Annotated in this window: 22 protein-coding genes; 11 read left to right on the top strand and 11 right to left on the bottom strand. The window is 33.8% G+C overall.

All coding sequences use genetic code 11. From position 1 onward, the window contains the following. A partial coding sequence (locus tag AC07XN_RS16195) for a hypothetical protein (RefSeq protein ID WP_494743831.1) occupies positions 1 to 226 on the bottom strand: 226 nt, incomplete at its 3' end. A 362-nt stretch (positions 227 to 588) separates the two neighbouring features. Here AC07XN_RS16195 and AC07XN_RS16200 point away from each other — a divergent pair. Then, positions 589 to 984 (top strand): hypothetical protein, encoded by a 396-nt coding sequence (locus AC07XN_RS16200; RefSeq protein ID WP_309921152.1) that lies wholly within the window; start codon positions 589 to 591, stop codon positions 982 to 984. A 325-nt stretch (positions 985 to 1,309) separates the two neighbouring features. Here the strand turns inward: AC07XN_RS16200 and AC07XN_RS16205 are convergent, their stop codons facing one another. The 6 genes from AC07XN_RS16205 to AC07XN_RS16230 all read right to left on the bottom strand — a co-directional run bounded on the left by AC07XN_RS16205 (position 1,310) and on the right by AC07XN_RS16230 (position 6,669). Further along, a complete protein-coding gene (locus tag AC07XN_RS16205) occupies positions 1,310 to 2,236 on the bottom strand; it encodes a ketopantoate reductase family protein (RefSeq protein WP_494743832.1) in 927 nt (308 codons plus the stop codon). After that, on the bottom strand, positions 2,226 to 4,127 hold the full coding sequence (locus AC07XN_RS16210) for a CocE/NonD family hydrolase (RefSeq protein WP_494743833.1): 1,902 nt from the start codon (positions 4,125 to 4,127) through the stop codon (positions 2,226 to 2,228). The genes AC07XN_RS16205 and AC07XN_RS16210 overlap by 11 nt, the downstream gene beginning before the upstream one ends. Before the next feature lie 10 nt (positions 4,128 to 4,137). Beyond that, a complete protein-coding gene (locus AC07XN_RS16215; protein WP_494743834.1) occupies positions 4,138 to 4,695 on the bottom strand; it encodes a DUF1572 family protein in 558 nt (185 codons plus the stop codon). 12 nt (positions 4,696 to 4,707) lie between these two features. After that, positions 4,708 to 4,989 carry a hypothetical protein gene (locus tag AC07XN_RS16220; RefSeq protein WP_494743835.1) on the bottom strand — a complete coding sequence of 94 codons (282 nt, stop codon included), beginning with the start codon at positions 4,987 to 4,989 and terminating at the stop codon, positions 4,708 to 4,710. A gap of 183 nt (positions 4,990 to 5,172) precedes the next feature. Further along, on the bottom strand, positions 5,173 to 6,009 hold the full coding sequence (locus tag AC07XN_RS16225; RefSeq protein WP_494743836.1) for an alpha/beta hydrolase: 837 nt from the start codon (positions 6,007 to 6,009) through the stop codon (positions 5,173 to 5,175). Positions 6,010 to 6,072: 63 nt separating this feature from the next. Continuing rightward, entirely contained in the window at positions 6,073 to 6,669 is a 597-nt protein-coding gene (locus AC07XN_RS16230) for a TetR/AcrR family transcriptional regulator (RefSeq protein WP_494743837.1), read from the bottom strand. Between the two features lie 204 nt (positions 6,670 to 6,873). On the opposite strand from AC07XN_RS16230, the gene AC07XN_RS16235 reads away from it, so the two are divergent. The 9 genes from AC07XN_RS16235 to AC07XN_RS16275 all read left to right on the top strand — a co-directional run bounded on the left by AC07XN_RS16235 (position 6,874) and on the right by AC07XN_RS16275 (position 14,593). After that, the gene (locus AC07XN_RS16235) at positions 6,874 to 7,668 is read left to right on the top strand and encodes a hypothetical protein (RefSeq protein WP_494743838.1); all 795 of its coding nucleotides are present in this window, start codon (positions 6,874 to 6,876) and stop codon (positions 7,666 to 7,668) included. Between the two features lie 282 nt (positions 7,669 to 7,950). Next, positions 7,951 to 8,625, top strand: coding sequence for a hypothetical protein (locus AC07XN_RS16240; RefSeq protein WP_494743839.1), 675 nt, complete (start codon positions 7,951 to 7,953; stop codon positions 8,623 to 8,625). Between the two features lie 499 nt (positions 8,626 to 9,124). Then, positions 9,125 to 9,532 carry a hypothetical protein gene (locus AC07XN_RS16245; protein WP_494743840.1) on the top strand — a complete coding sequence of 136 codons (408 nt, stop codon included), beginning with the start codon at positions 9,125 to 9,127 and terminating at the stop codon, positions 9,530 to 9,532. A gap of 300 nt (positions 9,533 to 9,832) precedes the next feature. Beyond that, positions 9,833 to 10,279, top strand: a complete 447-nt coding sequence (locus tag AC07XN_RS16250; RefSeq protein WP_323250771.1) for a hypothetical protein — start codon at positions 9,833 to 9,835, stop codon at positions 10,277 to 10,279. 249 nt (positions 10,280 to 10,528) lie between these two features. Further along, entirely contained in the window at positions 10,529 to 11,011 is a 483-nt protein-coding gene (locus AC07XN_RS16255) for a MarR family winged helix-turn-helix transcriptional regulator (RefSeq protein WP_494743841.1), read from the top strand. A 152-nt stretch (positions 11,012 to 11,163) separates the two neighbouring features. Next, complete coding sequence (locus AC07XN_RS16260; protein ID WP_494743842.1) at positions 11,164 to 11,946, top strand: PhzF family phenazine biosynthesis protein; 783 nt, start codon at positions 11,164 to 11,166, stop codon at positions 11,944 to 11,946. An 11-nt stretch (positions 11,947 to 11,957) separates the two neighbouring features. Beyond that, positions 11,958 to 12,920 (top strand): GNAT family N-acetyltransferase, encoded by a 963-nt coding sequence (locus AC07XN_RS16265; protein ID WP_494743843.1) that lies wholly within the window; start codon positions 11,958 to 11,960, stop codon positions 12,918 to 12,920. A 1-nt stretch (position 12,921) separates the two neighbouring features. Continuing rightward, complete coding sequence (locus AC07XN_RS16270; protein ID WP_494743844.1) at positions 12,922 to 13,416, top strand: GNAT family N-acetyltransferase; 495 nt, start codon at positions 12,922 to 12,924, stop codon at positions 13,414 to 13,416. Between the two features lie 76 nt (positions 13,417 to 13,492). Continuing rightward, positions 13,493 to 14,593 carry a hypothetical protein gene (locus AC07XN_RS16275; RefSeq protein ID WP_494743845.1) on the top strand — a complete coding sequence of 367 codons (1,101 nt, stop codon included), beginning with the start codon at positions 13,493 to 13,495 and terminating at the stop codon, positions 14,591 to 14,593. Here AC07XN_RS16275 and AC07XN_RS16280 read toward each other — a convergent pair. From AC07XN_RS16280 to AC07XN_RS16295, 4 genes are all read right to left on the bottom strand, one after another. Beyond that, a complete protein-coding gene (locus AC07XN_RS16280) occupies positions 14,550 to 15,239 on the bottom strand; it encodes a hypothetical protein (protein WP_494743846.1) in 690 nt (229 codons plus the stop codon). The two genes, AC07XN_RS16275 and AC07XN_RS16280, sit on opposite strands and share 44 nt — an antisense overlap. Before the next feature lie 11 nt (positions 15,240 to 15,250). Next, complete coding sequence (locus AC07XN_RS16285; protein WP_309919152.1) at positions 15,251 to 15,619, bottom strand: GntR family transcriptional regulator; 369 nt, start codon at positions 15,617 to 15,619, stop codon at positions 15,251 to 15,253. A 1-nt stretch (position 15,620) separates the two neighbouring features. Next, complete coding sequence (locus tag AC07XN_RS16290) at positions 15,621 to 16,307, bottom strand: hypothetical protein (RefSeq protein ID WP_494743847.1); 687 nt, start codon at positions 16,305 to 16,307, stop codon at positions 15,621 to 15,623. A 143-nt stretch (positions 16,308 to 16,450) separates the two neighbouring features. Beyond that, positions 16,451 to 17,284, bottom strand: a complete 834-nt coding sequence (locus AC07XN_RS16295) for an ABC transporter ATP-binding protein (RefSeq protein WP_494743848.1) — start codon at positions 17,282 to 17,284, stop codon at positions 16,451 to 16,453. Between the two features lie 238 nt (positions 17,285 to 17,522). Between AC07XN_RS16295 and AC07XN_RS16300 the strand changes: the two genes are divergently transcribed. Then, complete coding sequence (locus AC07XN_RS16300; protein ID WP_309919161.1) at positions 17,523 to 17,723, top strand: hypothetical protein; 201 nt, start codon at positions 17,523 to 17,525, stop codon at positions 17,721 to 17,723. Positions 17,724 to 17,803 lie beyond the last annotated feature (80 nt).

Below are 17,803 nucleotides of genomic sequence, written 5' to 3' on the forward strand. Positions count from 1 at the left end.
ATGTAATTAACCTACTTTTTTGTATCACTCCCAATTTCTTTAGACCAACATTAACGAATAAGATTAATCCTCCATCTGAAGGGGGGATTCCATCTTTTCTCACTGAAAAGTTTTTAATTTCTTCTATACTAAAAATATTTTTTTGACAATTGTCACAACCTAAGCAATATAGAATTAAGAAACTTATCATTATTATTTTTAAAATTAAATTAGCTTGAATCATCATAAATTGTTTGGAGGATTTTTTAGTGTTTTAGCATCCCCTCGCTTGGCGTAGTGTTTTACTACGTCAGCGTGTCAGGCATTCTTAGAAGGCGATACCTATTGTATGGATGCGACCAGTTTGATACCACAATATATTAGAATAATGCTTACAGAAAGAGATTTATTAGTAGATATAATACAGAATGCCCTCGCTTGGCGTAGAGTTTTACTACGTCAGCATCTCAGACGTTATTAGAACGCAACGGCTAGTGTTACACAGATAACACAACTTGAAAAACATAAAAAGCTTTGCATTTTTGCCATGTAACATGGCAGTATGCACTGAGGTAGTGAAAAATACTACGGCAAGCGAGGGGAAATAGTATGAAAAAAATTCTTAAAAACATCTATTATACTTTTGAAGTAGGGAGTTATGGTCTTAAAATATTATTTGACCTTAATATTACATTATTACTCTTTGATTCAGTGAGTTTTGTATATATCAATAAAAACGAGTTTGATAAATTTAAAAATTGGAAAAGATTGGATTATGGTAAATTATTGAATGGTAATATTGATATCACAGAAATTAAAGAGGACGAGCTTACAAGTTATTTTGTTAAGTTTTCTAATGATGATATATTATACATATATCAAAGAATTGATGGGTTAGAAGAATTTAGTCAAGATTTTAAAATAATCTCAAAAAATATGACTGATTACAATGAAGTTTGTAAATATATGTCAGAAGATTGGGTTGAAAAAGTGCCTCTGACTTAGTTGCGTTCTAATTATCTATGAATAATAAACAAGACCATTTCCCCCCTCGCTTGGCGTAGTGTTTTTAACTACGTCAGTGTGCCATGCCTTCTTAGAAGGCAACGGCTAGTGGTACACAAAGTGCGAACTTGAAAAATTTCAAAATGCGTTTCATTTCTGCAATGTAACATTGCCTGACACTCTGACGTAGTGAAAAACACTACGCCAAGCTAGGGTTTTTCTATAGTAGCACGAGTTTCCAACTCGTAAGGTAACGATTACTTTACGAGTTGGAAACTCGTGCTACTGAAAAATTCCCTTTCAAAAGACTCAGCTTCTAAAGGTTTTATTCGCGAAAATTCAGTTCAGCTTTTATTTTAGTAAGGTCGCCAAGTAGTTTTGTTTGTACTACATTATTCTCTTTGCCTAATTTCTGGGCAATAGCTACTATGGCAAGATTTAGTGTTTCAATCTCCGTTTTTCGTTTATTATGAATGTCTTGTAAGGTCGAGATAAGCTGGCCGTCGGACATCGTGCTAATCATTAATACACTTTCAATTACTTCCTGCTCAGTTATTTCAATACCTGATAAATTGGCAATATTAACACATTCGTTAATTACATTTTTGGCTAAATCCATAACGCCTTTATCTCTTAAAAATATACCATTATCAGTATCTAAAAGGGGGCAAATGGAATTGAAAACACAGTTTACAATCGCTTTTTTCCAGATAGTATATTGAATGTTTTCTTCTGCTCTAAATTGAAACATTGGGTTGTCTAGCTGGTTTACAATATGGTGTAGGGTATCTTCTTTACCATTAATGATTCCAATTTGCGATACTGCTACGGGTTTGAACCTTACTAGGTTTTCTCCTACTACTTGGCAGGTCGTAAACAACACACATCGATGTATATCTGTGAACCCTTTTTCAAGAAACGGAGATTCTACGCCTAGTCCATTTTGTAGAAGGACTATCGGCGAGTATTTAGCACTTATCTTTAACGTTTCAGCTAGCTTTTCATTTCCAAAAGATTTGTTGGTGACAACCAATATACCATCGAATGCTGAATGACTAGCAAGAGAACTCACTTCGATTTCGGCTTTCAAGATAGTTTGTTGGTCTGTTTGAACAGCTATTGTCTCGTATTGTGTAGGAATATTGTCTACACTTCCCCTGATGATATATACGTCTTTGCCCTCTAATTTTAAAAAAACTGCTAACGCTTTACCTACAGCTCCTGCACCAATGATGTATATTTTATTTCCCATTTGTAGTGTTTGATAAAATGTTTACGGATATTTTACTTTCGCTGAATACTTTTATGGTTGCTTTCTGAAAATCTCTTTCATTGGCTTTATAAATATTGTTTACGAATTTTTGAGGATTAACATCAAACAACGGAAAGGCGGACGACTGAATTTGAATCATGATGCTATGAGCTTTTTTGAAGGTGTGGTAAACATCTTGAAGTCTAAAATCCAGATTAGTTTTAAGGTTTGGAACAAGTGGTTCAGGACGGGCGAAAGAATTTCTGAATTTTGCTCTCATTATTTCACTACGAACCATCTGCTGATAGCCAGCCAATTTGATACCTTCTGGCGTGTAAGGACTATTGGGTTCATTTTGAGGATAACCGTCGATAACTTTAACAAAAAAATCAGCATCAGTTCCTGTTGTCGAAAATTTTAGATTAATCTTTATCTCTCCAATAAAGGTAATATCTTCCTGTAATGCTTCGGTTTGAAAAGTTAGCACATCCTTTCTATTAGTAACAAACCTTTGGTCGTCACTCATGTAATTAGGTAAGAAATCAAGAGATTCAAATACTTCTTCCGCATAAGGAACTGGATGCTTAGGGTCGGATACATATTGCCGAAATCCATTTTTGGGATAAACTGCTGATAGTTTTTTATCTGCATGAAGGTATAAATCTAACCCTACAGCATCTTTAACTGGATATTCAGCAAAATTTGTCCATTCTTTTTTACCTGTATCAAAAAGGTAGGCTTTAGGCAATTGGGTGTCTTTGTCAATAGCATTTTTTAAATGTTTTTTATAGAATGGTAATTCGATGTTTTTCTGAAAAAATGTTGCTAAACTATCACCAAAATAGATGTTTCCTTGCATGTGGCGCCCTTGTTCTCTTGACCAATCTCCATGACCAAAAGGCCCCATAATCAACGTGTTTGACACAGCAGCATTGTTTTTTTCTATCTGCTTATATATATCCAACACACCAACCATATCTTCGGCATCGAACCAACCGCCAACATTTAATATGGGAGGCATCTTTGTAGGTGGATTCAAATGGGGAATTATGCTGCGTTTCTGCCAAAAATCATCATAGTTAGGATGCTCGATTATTTCATTCCAAAAGAAATTATCCAAATACAGTTTTCCAAAATTTTGTAGAGGAGTCATTGACTTGTACCAACTGTAACCATTATTGGTTTTAATCTCAGGGAAATGTGCTAGAAACCAATGTCTTTCGGTTGGTTTTGGGGCATGAATGCCGAAAACTGGTAGGGCATTGCCAACAGCTAAAACAAAAGCACCATTATGGTGGAAGTCTTCAAAGAAAAAATCTGAAATGGGTGCTTGTGGAGAAACAGCTTTGATAGCAGGATGTCCGCTTAAAGCACCTGCAATGGCATAAAAGCCAGTATAGGAAATGCCATATAATCCTACATTGCCATTGTTGTTCGGAATGTTTTTCAATAACCATTCTATGGTATCGTATGTATCAGAAGATTCATCTACGTCTTTTAAAGTTTTTTTCGACGGAATGTAGGGAGTCATATTTGTAAAAATACCCTCTGACATATACCTTCCTCTTACGTCTTGCTTGACAAAAATAAACTTTTCTCGCATTACGTGATTTGAATAATACAGGAGCTTTGGGTAATTGCTAGTCCCATAAGGTGAAGAACCAAAACATGTACGGTGGATTAAAAAAGGGTAGGGGTTTTCACTGGAAATATCTTTAGGAATATAAATGGAGGTGAATAATCTAATGCCATCTCGCATAGTGATATACACTTCTTGCTTAGAGAAATTTTCACGTACAAAAACTGAATCCTGTTGAGCCAATGTTAGCTTTTGTCCCGTTAACATAAGGGGCAAAAGAACAAGAAAGAAGGCAGATAGAAAGGTTTTCATGGGTTGAATATTATTTTAGGTACTCATCTGTAAAATGAGTTTTCTGTTTTGGCTTAGAAAATTTGTTGCTATTGTAACTATCCGAATTACCTTTTGGTATCGATAAAGATTGCCAGTTATCAGTAGCCATTTTACCGATATAAACAATTTGCCCAACATGGTATGGATAATGAGCAAGCTGTCTGTTGATGGCTTCCTGCACGGTATGCCCTTGGTTTCGTATATATATAATAGTGTCTAAATCGGCATAGGTTAATGTGTTGAGTGTATTGAATAGACAATTCCACCCTTCATTCCACTTATTCATTAAATCATCTTTGGTGCGGATGATATTTTCAAATTCCGCATCCCTATTCCTCCATTCTTTTTCACCATCTGTTGTTAAGAAATCCGACCATCGTGAAAGCATATTTCCAGCAAGGTGGTTTACAATCATCGCAATACTATTACTTTCCTCGTTGTATTGCCAGAAAAGCTTATCATCGCTTACTTGATTAAAGGTCTTTTCTGCAAGCATTTTGTAGTACTCAAATTGCTTAATGGTACTATCTAAATAATTGTTATCCATCTTATTATATATTTATAATATTCCTTCTTCTAGCTTTTCTAAGTAAATAAACGTTGGCGCTTTTACACCTGCTTTGATCCTAATTTCAATTAGCTCAGGCGACTCAAAGAATTTCTTTGCATTTTCAAGGGAAGTCCAAGCAGAAAAATGTACGATGTTGTTAGCATCCTGTTCGTATTTAAGTAATTGATAAGAAATTTCGCCTGCTAGTTTCCTAATGGTTGCGGCTTCGTCAAAGACTTTTTTCCACAATAGATAATCTTTTACTTCGTGTAAGATTAAGACGTATTTCATTTTGAGAGACTGTTTTTAAAATTAAGATTCAATAAATTAAAACGGCTGTAAAACAAATTTTTAAGTAATCAATACAATTTAATCAACGTTTTTGTTTGTCATAAGTAACTGAAAATAAATCATTTGAATGCTATCAAGACGGCAGAATGTTCACTAATTACTAATCACTATTTATTATGATGTTTATTGTATAAAACTGATAATCTCCTGTAGTAATTCTTCACTTTTCAATTCATGCCCAAGTCCCTTAGTAAGTTTCAGTGTTGAGCCTTTCCAAACTTGACTGAGGTTTTCTGAATCTAAATAATTGGTAGATTTATCTCCTCTATCATGAACAATGAGTGCCTTTGTGTTGATGTTTTGGGCAAAATTGATTGCTGAGAAGTACGAAGGCTTTTGATGTAGTTCTTTTTCAAATTGCTCAGCAATTAACCTGATGGCTTTATTTGAAAGTCCCAAGAATTGAACATAAAATGCAAAAAACTCTTCTACTTTTCCTGGAGCCGCCAAAATAATCGCATTTTGAATGGATGCCTCTGGATTTCGACTTAGGTAATAAGTAGTAGCAAAACCACCTATTGAATGCCCGATGATGGTGTGTAAATCGTGATGCTTTTCCAAGAATGCGGACAAAGTTCTTTCATAGATAACTAAATTCATGATTTTACCCGTAGAGTTACCATGTGCAGGAGCATCTAAGGCCAAAACAGTAAAGTCATGTTCGACCAAAGCCTTAATATATGATTTCCACCTGAAACTATGACTTGCCCATCCATGAACCAATAATACTTTTTTGAAACCAGTACCCCAACGGTAAGTTTGAATTTTGTTTCCGTCTATTTCAAGTATTTCACCAAAGGCAGGCATCAAAAATGCTTGGTGATGGGGCTTAAGACCTTTTGAAAATGGTGTACAAAAAAGGTTAAAGCCATCTTTTTTTAGCTTTTCAGGAAGCACAAAGGCTAACAGATTGAAATAAAGACCTGTTAGACGTGCTGATATTTTCTTTATGCTTGCCATTCCTAAATTTTAAATAAGGGTAAGTTAAAATAAACCGAACGGTTTGTTTTTGAATAAAAAAATTTATCGTAAATATTGTGTACTAATAGTAGCTTTTAGGTTTTCTAACAAGCCATTTAATATTTTTGGATTATCCGCCAATTTACTCATCATCAGCCCCCCTTGAATAACACTAAATATTAAGGTGGCTTCCTTCTGAGCATCTAAGTCATCCCTAAATTCTTTTGACTCGATACCTTTGCGAATGATAAATGTTAAGCCTCCTAACAGTTCATCTAGTGCTTTTTGTGCCTTGATTTTCAGGAAGGGCAGATTGTCGTCAGATTCTATCGCAGTATTCAGTAGAGGGCAACCACCTGCTGTTAAAGGACTTATACTATAGTTTTTATAGAAACTTAGAATAGCAAAGAGTTTGTCTTTGGCAGTATTTTCCTTTTTAATTTTAAAACGTAAAGCTTCTAAAAGCTTGCCTATAGAATGTTCAAATGCCTCAATAGCAATTTGGTCTTTACTTTCAAAATTTCCATATACACCACCCTTGGTTAATCCAGTGGCCAACAAAATATCGTTCATAGTGGTAGCACTATAACCCTTAGTATTGAAAATAGGAGCTGATTTTTCAATAATAGCTTGTCTGGTAATATCTGATTTTGTAAACATAGAACAAATATAAACCAATCGGTTTGTAAAATGCAAATGTATTTTTTGTTTTTTTATGAATGAAGGTAGGTCACTAAAAATTTTGTAGTTTTGCTCTGTCTAGTACAAGTATCAAGTAAAGCGTCCAAGACTCAGTCTTGAACGAGTAGGGGAATTTATTCCCTCGTTAGGGATGAAGAGCGGAACCTAATAGCCTAAAACCTGATGCAGTCAGAGACTGCCTTATTATTTATCGGTCCAAGTATGAAGACATGGAACAGCACGGCACGGGTAAGTAGAGGTAATTTAGAAATTTTGAAGACTTTTAAACTCATTAAAATGACAGGAAATGCAACACTTTTTTCACGAAGTTTTAATGTGAAAAATTTCAAAGAGATTATTGAAAAAAATAAGGGATATTTCTTTGATGAAGAGAGGTTATCTGGTGGAATCGATTCTGGAAATGGAAATATTTATTTTTATGCTGCAAAAGAAAGCATAATTAATGAACATTCAGTACATTTTGAGATTAGTAAAAAAAATAATGATAGTAACAGTATTATGTGCAAATTAATATATTCAATATACCAAGAATTTAACGAAGTTGAACTAAAAGCTAATTTCTTTTTAGTTTTCGATAGTAATAATTTTATTAAAGAGTATAATAAAGTTATTAAGTTAGAGCCAGATTATAACAAGACGATTATAATTTTTTGCGAATCAGATGTAACCCGACATGAAATAAAAAAAATAATATTAGATTCAGAAATTAATATTTCAGTTATCGATGAAAATATTAGGCCAATAATAGAAACAGCATATTTTTTTGTAGAAAATATTGATAAAAAAAAGGAATATTTTACACTTATTTTAAGTACAACAATAATTGATTTGCAATTAATCAATATATTTTTAGAAATGTATAAAAAGTACAATATACTAATTGGTTTTTTAGACGATTATCAATTATCCTCAATCGAACTGGAAAGATTTGAAAATCAAGTTGTAAAATTTTATTAAGAGCCACAGTAATAATATCCGTGCTGCCCCTCGCTTGGCGTAGTGTTTTTCACTACGTCAGTGTGTCAGACCTTCTTAGAAGGCAACGCCTAGTCCGCAACGGATAGTGGTATATGCGTACACAGCTTGGGAATAATCATAAAATGCGTTGCATTTTTGCAATGTAACATTGCAGTACACACTGACGTAGTGCAGGAACACTACGCCAAGCGAAGGGATTAATGGATTATCCTCCTGGACGACTTATCGGTGCAGAAGTTAACGAAATATGGAATAACGCTCATGAAAAATAAAAAAGTTAAATTAATAACGTTTTTCCTCGTGCTTATTTGCCACATAGTAAAAGGACAGTCAAATATTATTGACTTAAAAAAATATGTGGTTTTCACTTTTGAGGTAACAAAGAAAGGTACCAAACTAAAAAAAAAATATTATTGGATAATACAACAGGATTCTATACGGAAAAAGAATGCCTTTGAAGTTTCACCTTTGTATTCAGAAGAATATTCCAAAGATATTCTAGATCGATGTAAAAAACAGAATAGAGTAGATATGTTTTCTGCATCTACTGCGACTAATTATAACTTTGATGATGACTATAAATTACAAATTAAAAATCTACTTTCATTAATAAGTATTAATAAAGTTAAGGTTCAACACTATAAAAAAAAATGGACACAAAATGGTGATTCAATAGATGTAAGCGTATATGCATCGCCTATAATTGGTGTATTTTGTAATTGCTTACAAAGTAATGGAAATGTTACCAATGGCTTTAAAGGAATAGTTTTTTTACCTGTATCTTCTTTTAGCTATGATAGTAGTTTTTGGATTGGGGAAAATGAAAAAATAGTTAAATATGTTGATTATAGTTATGTTGAATATTCTAGTCATTATCCCTCATACATACATGGTAATTCAAATATTCGTGTCAAAGGAAGTATTATGACTTTTTAAGTAGTACGTACCCTCGCTTAGTGTGGTGTTTTTCACTACGTCAGTGTGTCAGACCTTCTTAGAAGGCAACGCCTAGTCCGCAACGGCTAGTGGTATATGAGTGCACAGCTTAGGAATAATTATAAAATGCGTTGCATTTTTGCAATGTAATATTGCAGTACACACTGACGTAGTGCAGGAACACTACGCCAAGCGAGGGACTCATACTATAATTTTTATAGGAAACTTAAAAAAGCTAGAGACAAAGTCAAAAATACTTTAATCTTATAAATACTGTATTTCGATAATGATAATAAAAAAAGCTATAATAAATCAAGTTAACGTATTCTTATATGGGGAGCCTTTATCTAAAAACATAAAGGTAGATTTTACAAATGACATACCCTTTGCTAATATTACTCTCTCATTTAATTACAACTGTAGTTGGAATGTTGAACATATATGTACCAGTTGTAAGCAGAATGTTAGTTTCGGATTACATTATGATTCAACTAAATCAATGAATGCTCAATTAAGTTATAAAAAAATAGACTACTTATGTTCAAAATATTTTACAACAAAATTTTTGCATGAGTTCCCATTATTATTTGAAGCAACTTCTGTAAAGGAGTTTCAAGGTGATTTTTATGTGATATCGAATGATATTTTTAGACAGGAATATCCTGTTACATCCTCAATTGAGCCTATTTATTATTCTTGTTTAAATTGTGATACTGAATACTTATGTAGATTTAGACAAGGTTATCCAATAGATTCAGACCCACAATATCCATTAGGAATGTTAGGCAAAGTATTTATAGATGAAATAATTCAAATAGAAATACCTGATAATAAAAAAATTATTGATTTAGTGGTGGAAAACTCCTTTAATTACCAAAACTATCAAACAAAACCTCACTTGTACTAATTCCTTAATTCAGTTTCAAACTGAATGATATAAAACGTCCAAGACCCTCGCTTGGCGTGGTGTTTTTCACTACGTCAGTGTGTCAGGCCTTCTTAGAAGGCGACGCCTAGTCCGCAACTGCTAGTGGTATATGCGTACACAGCTTGGGAATAATCATAAAATGCGTTGTATTTTTGCAATGTAACATTGCAGTACACACTGACGTAGTGCAGGAACACTACGTCAAGCGAGGGGAGGGGCAATGTAGAATTAGAAGAATTAGGCATTCAGTTAAAAATAATCAATTAAATGTTTAGAACTATGAATGTATATATAATAGTAGAAATGCAAGAAACAGATACTGTTTTCGAAAAACTAAATGTTGAAAAAATTAGTATGGATAAGTTTTTAACTGAACGTAAACTGAGTGTAAATTATGATCAAGAAAAGATTTTGAACTCACTGTCCACTGAATTAAGTAGAAAAAAGAACGATGTTTTGATTCGTTATTATCACGATATTGATTCAATAGTTAATTTATCAAATAAACTTAAAGAAAATAATCATCGATTACATACGGTTTTTATTCCCTCACCACAGCAATTATTAATAAGAAAGGAAGAAGAGTTGGAATTTACCCGTAAACATGCTAATTGGGCAAGTTTCTCAGCTTCTCAAATTGAGGAAGGCTATCAAGAATGGATAAAAATATATGAAAAAATAAAGCAAGAACTGCCTAAATATGCCATTGAAGTGAAAGAAGTTTAATATAACAGATGTTGGTTGGGATGTTAGCTCGCTACATCTTCGACTTTATTAAATAAGGATTTCTAATCCTTAACACGCCAAGCTAAGCTTGTGGTTTATATATAACTAAGGTTACGATTAACAAAATAGCCTTATCTAAAAATCTCTCCCCTAAAAATCTTCTCTTTTTCAAAAAGGAGAAGATTTTTTTGTTTAATTCAAAAAAACTTTTAAAATTTGCGTAAGTACTTACGTAATTGTTTACATAAAATGGATTTAATATCAGAATTAGGCCCTTTGGCTTTTGGAAGTAGGCTCAAACGACTCAGCGAGACTATCATGCGTGGTGGTGAAGATGTGTATCGTTTCTACGGAGTAGACTTTCAACCAAAATGGTTTCCTATTTTTTACTTTCTGTCTCAGAAAAACGAGGCGGGAATTATGGAAATAGCTGAAGGGTTGAATGTTACGCATCCTGCCGTTATTCAAATGGCGAAGGAGTTGGAGAAAAAAGGTTTGATCATTTCTAAGAAGTCGGACGAGGACGCTCGTAAACGTAATTTGAAATTATCAAAAAAGGGAAAGACTTTATTACCGACTCTCCAAAAAATTTGGGAGGAAATAAAACTAATGAATGCCGAAATCATCGAGAATCAAGAGCATAATTTACTGATTGCCGTCAAAGAAATTGAAGATGCTTGGTCTGAAAAAAGTTACTTAGAACGCTTTAAGGAGTTTCACAAATTAGAGTGAAGCTTTGAGCTTTGAGCAATCAGCTTTGAGCTTTTTATACTTCTAAAATCTTGTGTATTTATTCTTATTTCAAAAAGCTTATAGCTCACTGCTCATAGCTGAAAAAACATTTAAAAAAGCCCAAAGCTCATTACTGAAAGCTGATAGCCATTATGAACCTAACAATCTATCAATTAGACGCATTTACGAATGAAGTATTTGCGGGTAATCCTGCCGCTGTAGTACCCCTTACTGAATGGATTACTGATGAACTAATGCAAAAAATTGCTGCTGAAAATAACCTTGCCGAAACGGCTTTTTATGTCGCCGAAGGTGAACAGTTTCATATACGATGGTTTACGCCAACCGTTGAAGTAAACCTCTGTGGTCATGCTACACTAGCGACTGCCTACACCATTTTTGAATACGCTAAATATCCCAAAACAACCATTGAGTTTAAGTCTAAAAGTGGTGTTCTGAAAGTAGCAAAGAAAGACGATTTATTAGAACTAGATTTCCCTGTTGATATTCCAGTAGTGGCAGAAACACCTGAAGAATTAATAGAAGGACTGAGAATAAAACCCCAAGAAACCCTAAAAGGTATTACAGACTATTTTCTAGTTTTTGAAAACGAAAGCCAAGTAAAAGCCCTAAAGCCCGATTTCAAGATCATTGCCAAGGTAAAATGCAGAGGCATTATCGTTACTGCCAAAGGAGATGAGGTAGATTTTGTATCAAGATTTTTTGGACCACAGTCAGGTATCGACGAAGACCCCGTCACAGGCTCCGCCCATACTACCTTAACACCCTACTGGGCAGAAAAATTAGGAAAGAATATCCTAACAGCCAAGCAAATATCTGCCAGAGGAGGGGAGCTGCTCTGTACGTTAGCGGGCGACAGGGTAAAAATGGCGGGTAAAGTAGCCCCATATTTAATAGGTGAAATAATAGTTTAATAGTGAAGACAATGATACAGATACAATCCTTTGAAAATCGATATACAGACCAAGTAGTAGATTTAATTTTGACTATTCAGCAAAAGGAATTTCAAGTACCGATTACCATTAATGAACAACAAGATTTATTAGACATTCCGAATTTTTACCAACAAAACTATGGCAATTTCTGGGTAGCCTTACACGACGGTAAGGTAGTTGGAAGCATCGCTTTGATTGATTGTGGTGAAAACGTAGGAGCTATTCGTAAAATGTTTGTTAAGAAAGAGTTTCGGGGAAAAAAATATGGCATTGCTCAGAAACTCTTGGATTTATTAACCACCGAAGCACAAAAAGCTGGCATGACAAACCTATATTTAGGAACATTAGAACGCCTACAAGCAGCCATTCGCTTTTATATCAGAAACGGTTTTGAGGCTATCGAAAAACAAAATATTCCTTCTGTTTTCCCTTTTATGCCAGTGGATACTCATTTTTTTGAAAAGAATATTCAAATAAATCCCCAAGAAATCATGGAGAATAATGTACAAATTATCGAATATCAGCACGCTTATAAAGACGACTTCAAACGTATTAATCTAGAATGGATTGAAACGTTTTTCAAAGTAGAACCTCACGATTTGGAACAATTAGAAGCACCTGATGAAATTATCGCTAATGGGGGACAAATTTTTCTAGCAAAATTAGGGGATGAGATTGTGGGTACTTCTGCCTTAATCCATGATGGAGATGGTATTTACGAATTGGCAAAAATGGGCGTAATGCCTAAAGCCCAAGGCTTGGGCTTAGGCAAAAAGCTATGTGTAAAAACAATTGATGAAGCTAAAGCTCGTAAAGCCAAAGGCTTATATTTGTTATCGAATACAGCACTAAAACCAGCCATTTCAATCTACAAAAGCATAGGGTTTGTAGAAGTACCTCTCGGAAAGACTTTTTACGAAAGAACAGACATTAAAATGGACTATCCGCTTTAGTATGAACATAAAAGTTATCAATACCGAGGCTGAAATCCAGCTTTATTATACCTTATTGCACAAAGCCATTACAGAAGAATCTCAATTTTTTAGGGTTTCGCCAGTTGATATTGCTGGCGAAGCTTTCCCTACTGAAGATACTTTTGAAAGCTTTACTTTAGGGGCTTTTTCTGACGAAGGAGATTTGTTAGGAACAGTTGGATTTAAAAGAGAAAATGTCTTGAAACTCAAACACAAAGGGTTGATTTTTAGGATGTATGTAGCGCCCGAAGCCAAAGGGTTGGGTCTTGGACGGAAACTATTGCAGGCTGCTATCGAAAGAGCCAAACAAGGAGTAGGCCTAAAACAGATTGTATTGACATTAATAGCTGATAATCATCGGGCTAAAAATTTGTATCTTTCGGAAGGGTTTGAAGTATTTAGTTTTGAAAAACAAGCTATCAGAATGAGTGATGATTTGTTTGTAGATGAAAATGCGATGGTGAAATATCTTTAGAATTTGAAAATTTGAAAATGTGTCGATTTGAAAATAAAGATATGTGTAATGAATGAAGATTTAAAAATTCAATGTTTTGACAATTGACGATATAATTTTAAAAATTGCAGATTTACAGACGTCTGCTGATAGAACATATTTCCCTGAAGGTATTTTTGAATCTTTCAGGGAAAATAATATTTTGCATTATCGTCGTCCAGATACTAATATTTTTTTTACTGCTATTACCGTTTTTACGTTGAATAGCATCAAAGAAAACCTATCGGAAACTTCTCAAATACTTATTAAAAAAATTACTAAAAAAGCCATTGCTACATATCCGCTTTTTCAGAATAAAGATGGGCTGAATACCTATAACTTCTTTCAAACAAAACCATCTCAGCATTTTCCACACGGCAATATCCTCCACAAACTGAATCACTTTAAAATTCCAGATGATATTGATGATACTTCAATGGTTTTCTTGACGAAGCAATTTTCGCAAGAAGAAGTCATTGCTTTGAAAGATAAGCTAGTAAAACATTCAAATGGATATACGCAGACTATCGAAAATACCTTTGAGGAATACAAAACCTTAAAAGCATATTCAACTTGGTTTGGTAAAAAAATGTATATCGAATTTGATGCCTGTGCTTTATCAAATATGATTTATTGCTTGCTTTCGTATAATATAACGCTCGATGAACATGGGAATGATGCTATAAAATACCTTCAACAGGTTATCTTATCAGATCAGTATATCAATCAACCCTTTAGAGTAGCGCATCACTACGTCCGAACACCCATCATCATGTATCATGTAGCGAGATTAATGGCAAAATTTAGGATTGAGGCTTTAGAGATTTGCCGAGAAAAATTAGTAGCAGATATGTTAGACTACTTTAGGCGACCAAATTTGGCTTTGATGGATAGAATCCTTATCGAAACCAGTCTATTACGCTTCAATATCTCCTTTGAAAAAACCGAACTTGTCGATTTCTCAAAGGAGATATTTACAGGTTTTTACTTTTTTATTGCAGGGTTGCTGACAGCCTACGAAAATCCGATGTTGTATAAAATAGCTTCTTCAAAAGTCTTTCATATCAACTGGACTTGCGAGGCTCACTGCTGGGCTTTACTAGCAGAATGGATGACTATTTCTTCACAAAAGGATTCATCGCATTCCCTTCAATCGTGATAGAAGCAGAATCACTCAAATCAAATGTAGGTGATAACAATGCTGTTTTTTTCAATGATAAAGTTGATTTGCCTTTCAATGAAATATCTGAGTTAGCAACCTTAGAGTCATTTAAGTGGAAATGATAGTAACGATCCCAATCATCCCTCCAATGTTCTTTAACCTCTGCATTGTCAGCTTTGATGTTTACCGCTGTTAAATCACAATTGTTTAGTGTTAAGTCTCCAGTGGCAGTACTATTTACAGCTAAATTACTGTTAGCAAATTTGGTACTTTTACCATTAATTTTTACCGATATTTCGTAGCCTTGTAAAGAAATAGCAGGAAGTTTAGGAACAGTAATAATTATTTTCCCATATATTTCTGAACTACTATCAATCTTCAATGATTCTCCTACAACTTTAGCATTAGGCACGTTCTTGATACTGTATTCAGTGCCTTCTTCGATTTCAACATTAATATTATTATAATCTTCTAGTGATATTAATTCAAGGTTATTAAATGGTTTTAGTTTAATAACTTGTTTTGAAATATCAATTTTTGCAACCTTGTTTTTGTATTCAGCTTTAAGCAATATCGTAAAAGAGGTCATTCCAATGACTAATATACAAGCCAAAGCTACCAATAATTTATTTGATGTTTTCATAAGTTTTGTGCTTAAAAATTAGCTGTTTTAAATGCCTCGAATCTGTCTTTAATAAAATCAAAATCTAGTCCTAATAAATGAATATTTTTAAAGAATACTGGTAATTCATTTCCTAAGAACTCTTCTTTTCTAAAGGCTAGAACTTTGTCTTGGGCATCATCTGATACAAAAAAACCCATGCCTCTTTTAGTAAAAATAATTTCCTTTTGTTGCAAGAACTCGTAAGTTCTCATTACCGTATTAGGGTTTACTTCCAACTGAACAGCTAGTTCACGAACGGATGGGATTTTATCGCCAATCATCCACTGTTTCAGTAAGATACGCTCACAAATATACTCTGCTATTTGGAGGTAAATTGCTTGATTATCTCTGAATTCCATGTTAAACCTCCTTTTCTTTTAATTTAAAATAGGCTATTATTGCTATCACTGGTGCTAGTAAATAATAGAAAGCATATTTTGAGCCATCCATCATGAATTGGAATTCACTTGAAAGATGTTGTCTATTATGATTTCCCATATCAATATTATGTGAGCCTGAACCAATGATGATTTTGTACAACAAATACTGAATCAATCCCAACGATGCTAATATCAAGAATCCTGTAAAAGCTGTTTTGATGTAAGACATCCTGCCAAAATAAATAGCCCCTAATATCACAAACATTTGTAACGCAACCCAAACACATATTAAGAAATCATATTCTTTGTAAGAATTCATCACCATAGAATACAAAACTTCGTTATGAGGATTGCCCGAAAGCTTTACGAAAGCGCCATCAACCAATCCGAAAGTAATTGCATAAACTACAGGAAAGACAATGAGTGCATAAAACATACCAGCAGTGATTTTTTCAAAGTGCGATGCTGGCGTCATCAAGAAACTCAGTGTTTGACTATTATTGCCAAAATCTTTGAAAAGATAATTTGCAAATAATGTACCTCCTCCAAAAAGACCAATAATAAACATCATTGTCTGCATGCCTCTTTTTAGCAAATAATCATTTTCTGCGTCAAAATTGATGGAATAAATTACCGCAGTAATACAGCCAAAAATGACTAGTCCCATCAGAAATATAAACTTGTTTTCAGTCCATTGTCTTTTCACAAGGAGTGAAAAACGGCTGTAATCAAAAAAGTTATTCATAGTATTTTGCTCTAAGTTGTTGGATAGTCATATTCGTGATGACTATTGAGTTAAACAGATAAAGGCTATTGAAAGATGTCTTTAATAGACTGGCGATTGGCTAAAGCAGCATTGAATAATAATTCTAAATCTACTTTATTGTTTTCATGACCATTGTTAGGCATCACCACCGAAAATCCTCTTATCGAATGTTCTGAATACAAAACTTTCTCATGGTCTGTTACTACAGAAACTGTTTTGAAAGATAATTTTTCAGAAATTTCTTCGGTAGTAGCATGTAATAATACCTCCGAATCGTCTAGGATAATGATAGGGTCTATCAAAGAATCTAAATCACGTACTTGGTGCGTTGAAATAATAATAATTCGCTCGTCAGTAGCCACAGAAGCAATGATTTTACGGAACTGACTTTTGGAAGGAATGTCCAAACCATTGGTTGGTTCATCCATAATCAACACTTTCGTATTTGTTGCCAAACCAAAGCCAATCAAAGCCTTTTTCTTTTGTCCTAATGATAACTCCGTAAACTTCTCGTTATCAGAAATCTGAAATTCTTCTAAATATTCCAAAAATTGTTTCAGCGAAAAGTTTGGATAAAATGGCGAATAAGTAGCTACAAAATCCTTAATCTTTACTGGGGGCGTATAAAATTCTTCAGGTAAAAAATACATCTCTTGCAAAAAGCTTGGCAGACGGTCTTGTGCTTTGTAACCATTTACGGTACAAGAACCTTCGCTAGGGAACAGCAAACCCGCCATATTTCTAAGTAATGATGATTTACCCGCACCGTTTTTGCCTAATAAGCCATATACATTTCCAGCAGATAGGTTTAGGTTTAAATTTCGGAATACAGGTTTTCGTTTTCCATAATTAAACGAGAGGTTGTTTATTGATATCATATACTGTATTAGTTTAATAGTACACTACAAATATAATACAATAGGTTTTGCAAAAACAAATTGTGGAGATTGAAAATGGAGGAATGGTTTTTTTATGTGATAAATGGTGGAGGGGAAATATTTAATAAATCTTCTCAAAATAATAGAAGGATGTACTATTAAGAGTAAAATCGAGCATCTCTTATTGAAAAATATAAAGCAATAAACTTATTACGAATCATCTAAAACTTCAAAAGCTATGCAAACACAAGCACACACATTACCGGCAATTTTATCATTTTTTATTCCTGGCTTAGGTCAGTTAGTTAAAGGGCAAATTATCAAGGCAATTATTATATGGGTAATAGCTGGGGTAGTCTCTTTCTTTTTCTGGTGGACATACATCATTCCATTTATTGTTTGGGCTTGGAATGTTTATGATGCTTATACTGATAATTAATGTTTTAATAGATGAGTTATGGAAAATTTAAAATCATTTTTTGTAAGTAGGCGACTTAAATACTATTAATTATTTATAAG

It is taken from the genome of Arcicella sp. GW458-12-2-14-TSB2, assembly GCF_059423785.1.

What these genes read in the sequence shown, in the direction of transcription:
- AC07XN_RS16200 (WP_309921152.1), top strand. Translation starts at nt 589, where the DNA reads ATGAAAAAAATTCTTAAAAACATCTATTATACTTTTGAAGTAGGGAGT.
- AC07XN_RS16205 (WP_494743832.1), bottom strand. Translation starts at nt 2,236, where the DNA reads ATGGGAAATAAAATATACATCATTGGTGCAGGAGCTGTAGGTAAAGCG.
- AC07XN_RS16210 (WP_494743833.1), bottom strand. Translation starts at nt 4,127, where the DNA reads ATGAAAACCTTTCTATCTGCCTTCTTTCTTGTTCTTTTGCCCCTTATG.
- AC07XN_RS16215 (WP_494743834.1), bottom strand. Translation starts at nt 4,695, where the DNA reads ATGGATAACAATTATTTAGATAGTACCATTAAGCAATTTGAGTACTAC.
- AC07XN_RS16220 (WP_494743835.1), bottom strand. Translation starts at nt 4,989, where the DNA reads ATGAAATACGTCTTAATCTTACACGAAGTAAAAGATTATCTATTGTGG.
- AC07XN_RS16225 (WP_494743836.1), bottom strand. Translation starts at nt 6,009, where the DNA reads ATGGCAAGCATAAAGAAAATATCAGCACGTCTAACAGGTCTTTATTTC.
- AC07XN_RS16230 (WP_494743837.1), bottom strand. Translation starts at nt 6,669, where the DNA reads ATGTTTACAAAATCAGATATTACCAGACAAGCTATTATTGAAAAATCA.
- AC07XN_RS16235 (WP_494743838.1), top strand. Translation starts at nt 6,874, where the DNA reads ATGCAGTCAGAGACTGCCTTATTATTTATCGGTCCAAGTATGAAGACA.
- AC07XN_RS16240 (WP_494743839.1), top strand. Translation starts at nt 7,951, where the DNA reads ATGAAAAATAAAAAAGTTAAATTAATAACGTTTTTCCTCGTGCTTATT.
- AC07XN_RS16245 (WP_494743840.1), top strand. Translation starts at nt 9,125, where the DNA reads ATGAATGCTCAATTAAGTTATAAAAAAATAGACTACTTATGTTCAAAA.
- AC07XN_RS16250 (WP_323250771.1), top strand. Translation starts at nt 9,833, where the DNA reads ATGAATGTATATATAATAGTAGAAATGCAAGAAACAGATACTGTTTTC.
- AC07XN_RS16255 (WP_494743841.1), top strand. Translation starts at nt 10,529, where the DNA reads ATGGATTTAATATCAGAATTAGGCCCTTTGGCTTTTGGAAGTAGGCTC.
- AC07XN_RS16260 (WP_494743842.1), top strand. Translation starts at nt 11,164, where the DNA reads ATGAACCTAACAATCTATCAATTAGACGCATTTACGAATGAAGTATTT.
- AC07XN_RS16265 (WP_494743843.1), top strand. Translation starts at nt 11,958, where the DNA reads ATGATACAGATACAATCCTTTGAAAATCGATATACAGACCAAGTAGTA.
- AC07XN_RS16270 (WP_494743844.1), top strand. Translation starts at nt 12,922, where the DNA reads ATGAACATAAAAGTTATCAATACCGAGGCTGAAATCCAGCTTTATTAT.
- AC07XN_RS16280 (WP_494743846.1), bottom strand. Translation starts at nt 15,239, where the DNA reads ATGAAAACATCAAATAAATTATTGGTAGCTTTGGCTTGTATATTAGTC.
- AC07XN_RS16285 (WP_309919152.1), bottom strand. Translation starts at nt 15,619, where the DNA reads ATGGAATTCAGAGATAATCAAGCAATTTACCTCCAAATAGCAGAGTAT.
- AC07XN_RS16290 (WP_494743847.1), bottom strand. Translation starts at nt 16,307, where the DNA reads ATGGGACTAGTCATTTTTGGCTGTATTACTGCGGTAATTTATTCCATC.
- AC07XN_RS16295 (WP_494743848.1), bottom strand. Translation starts at nt 17,284, where the DNA reads ATGATATCAATAAACAACCTCTCGTTTAATTATGGAAAACGAAAACCT.
- AC07XN_RS16300 (WP_309919161.1), top strand. Translation starts at nt 17,523, where the DNA reads ATGCAAACACAAGCACACACATTACCGGCAATTTTATCATTTTTTATT.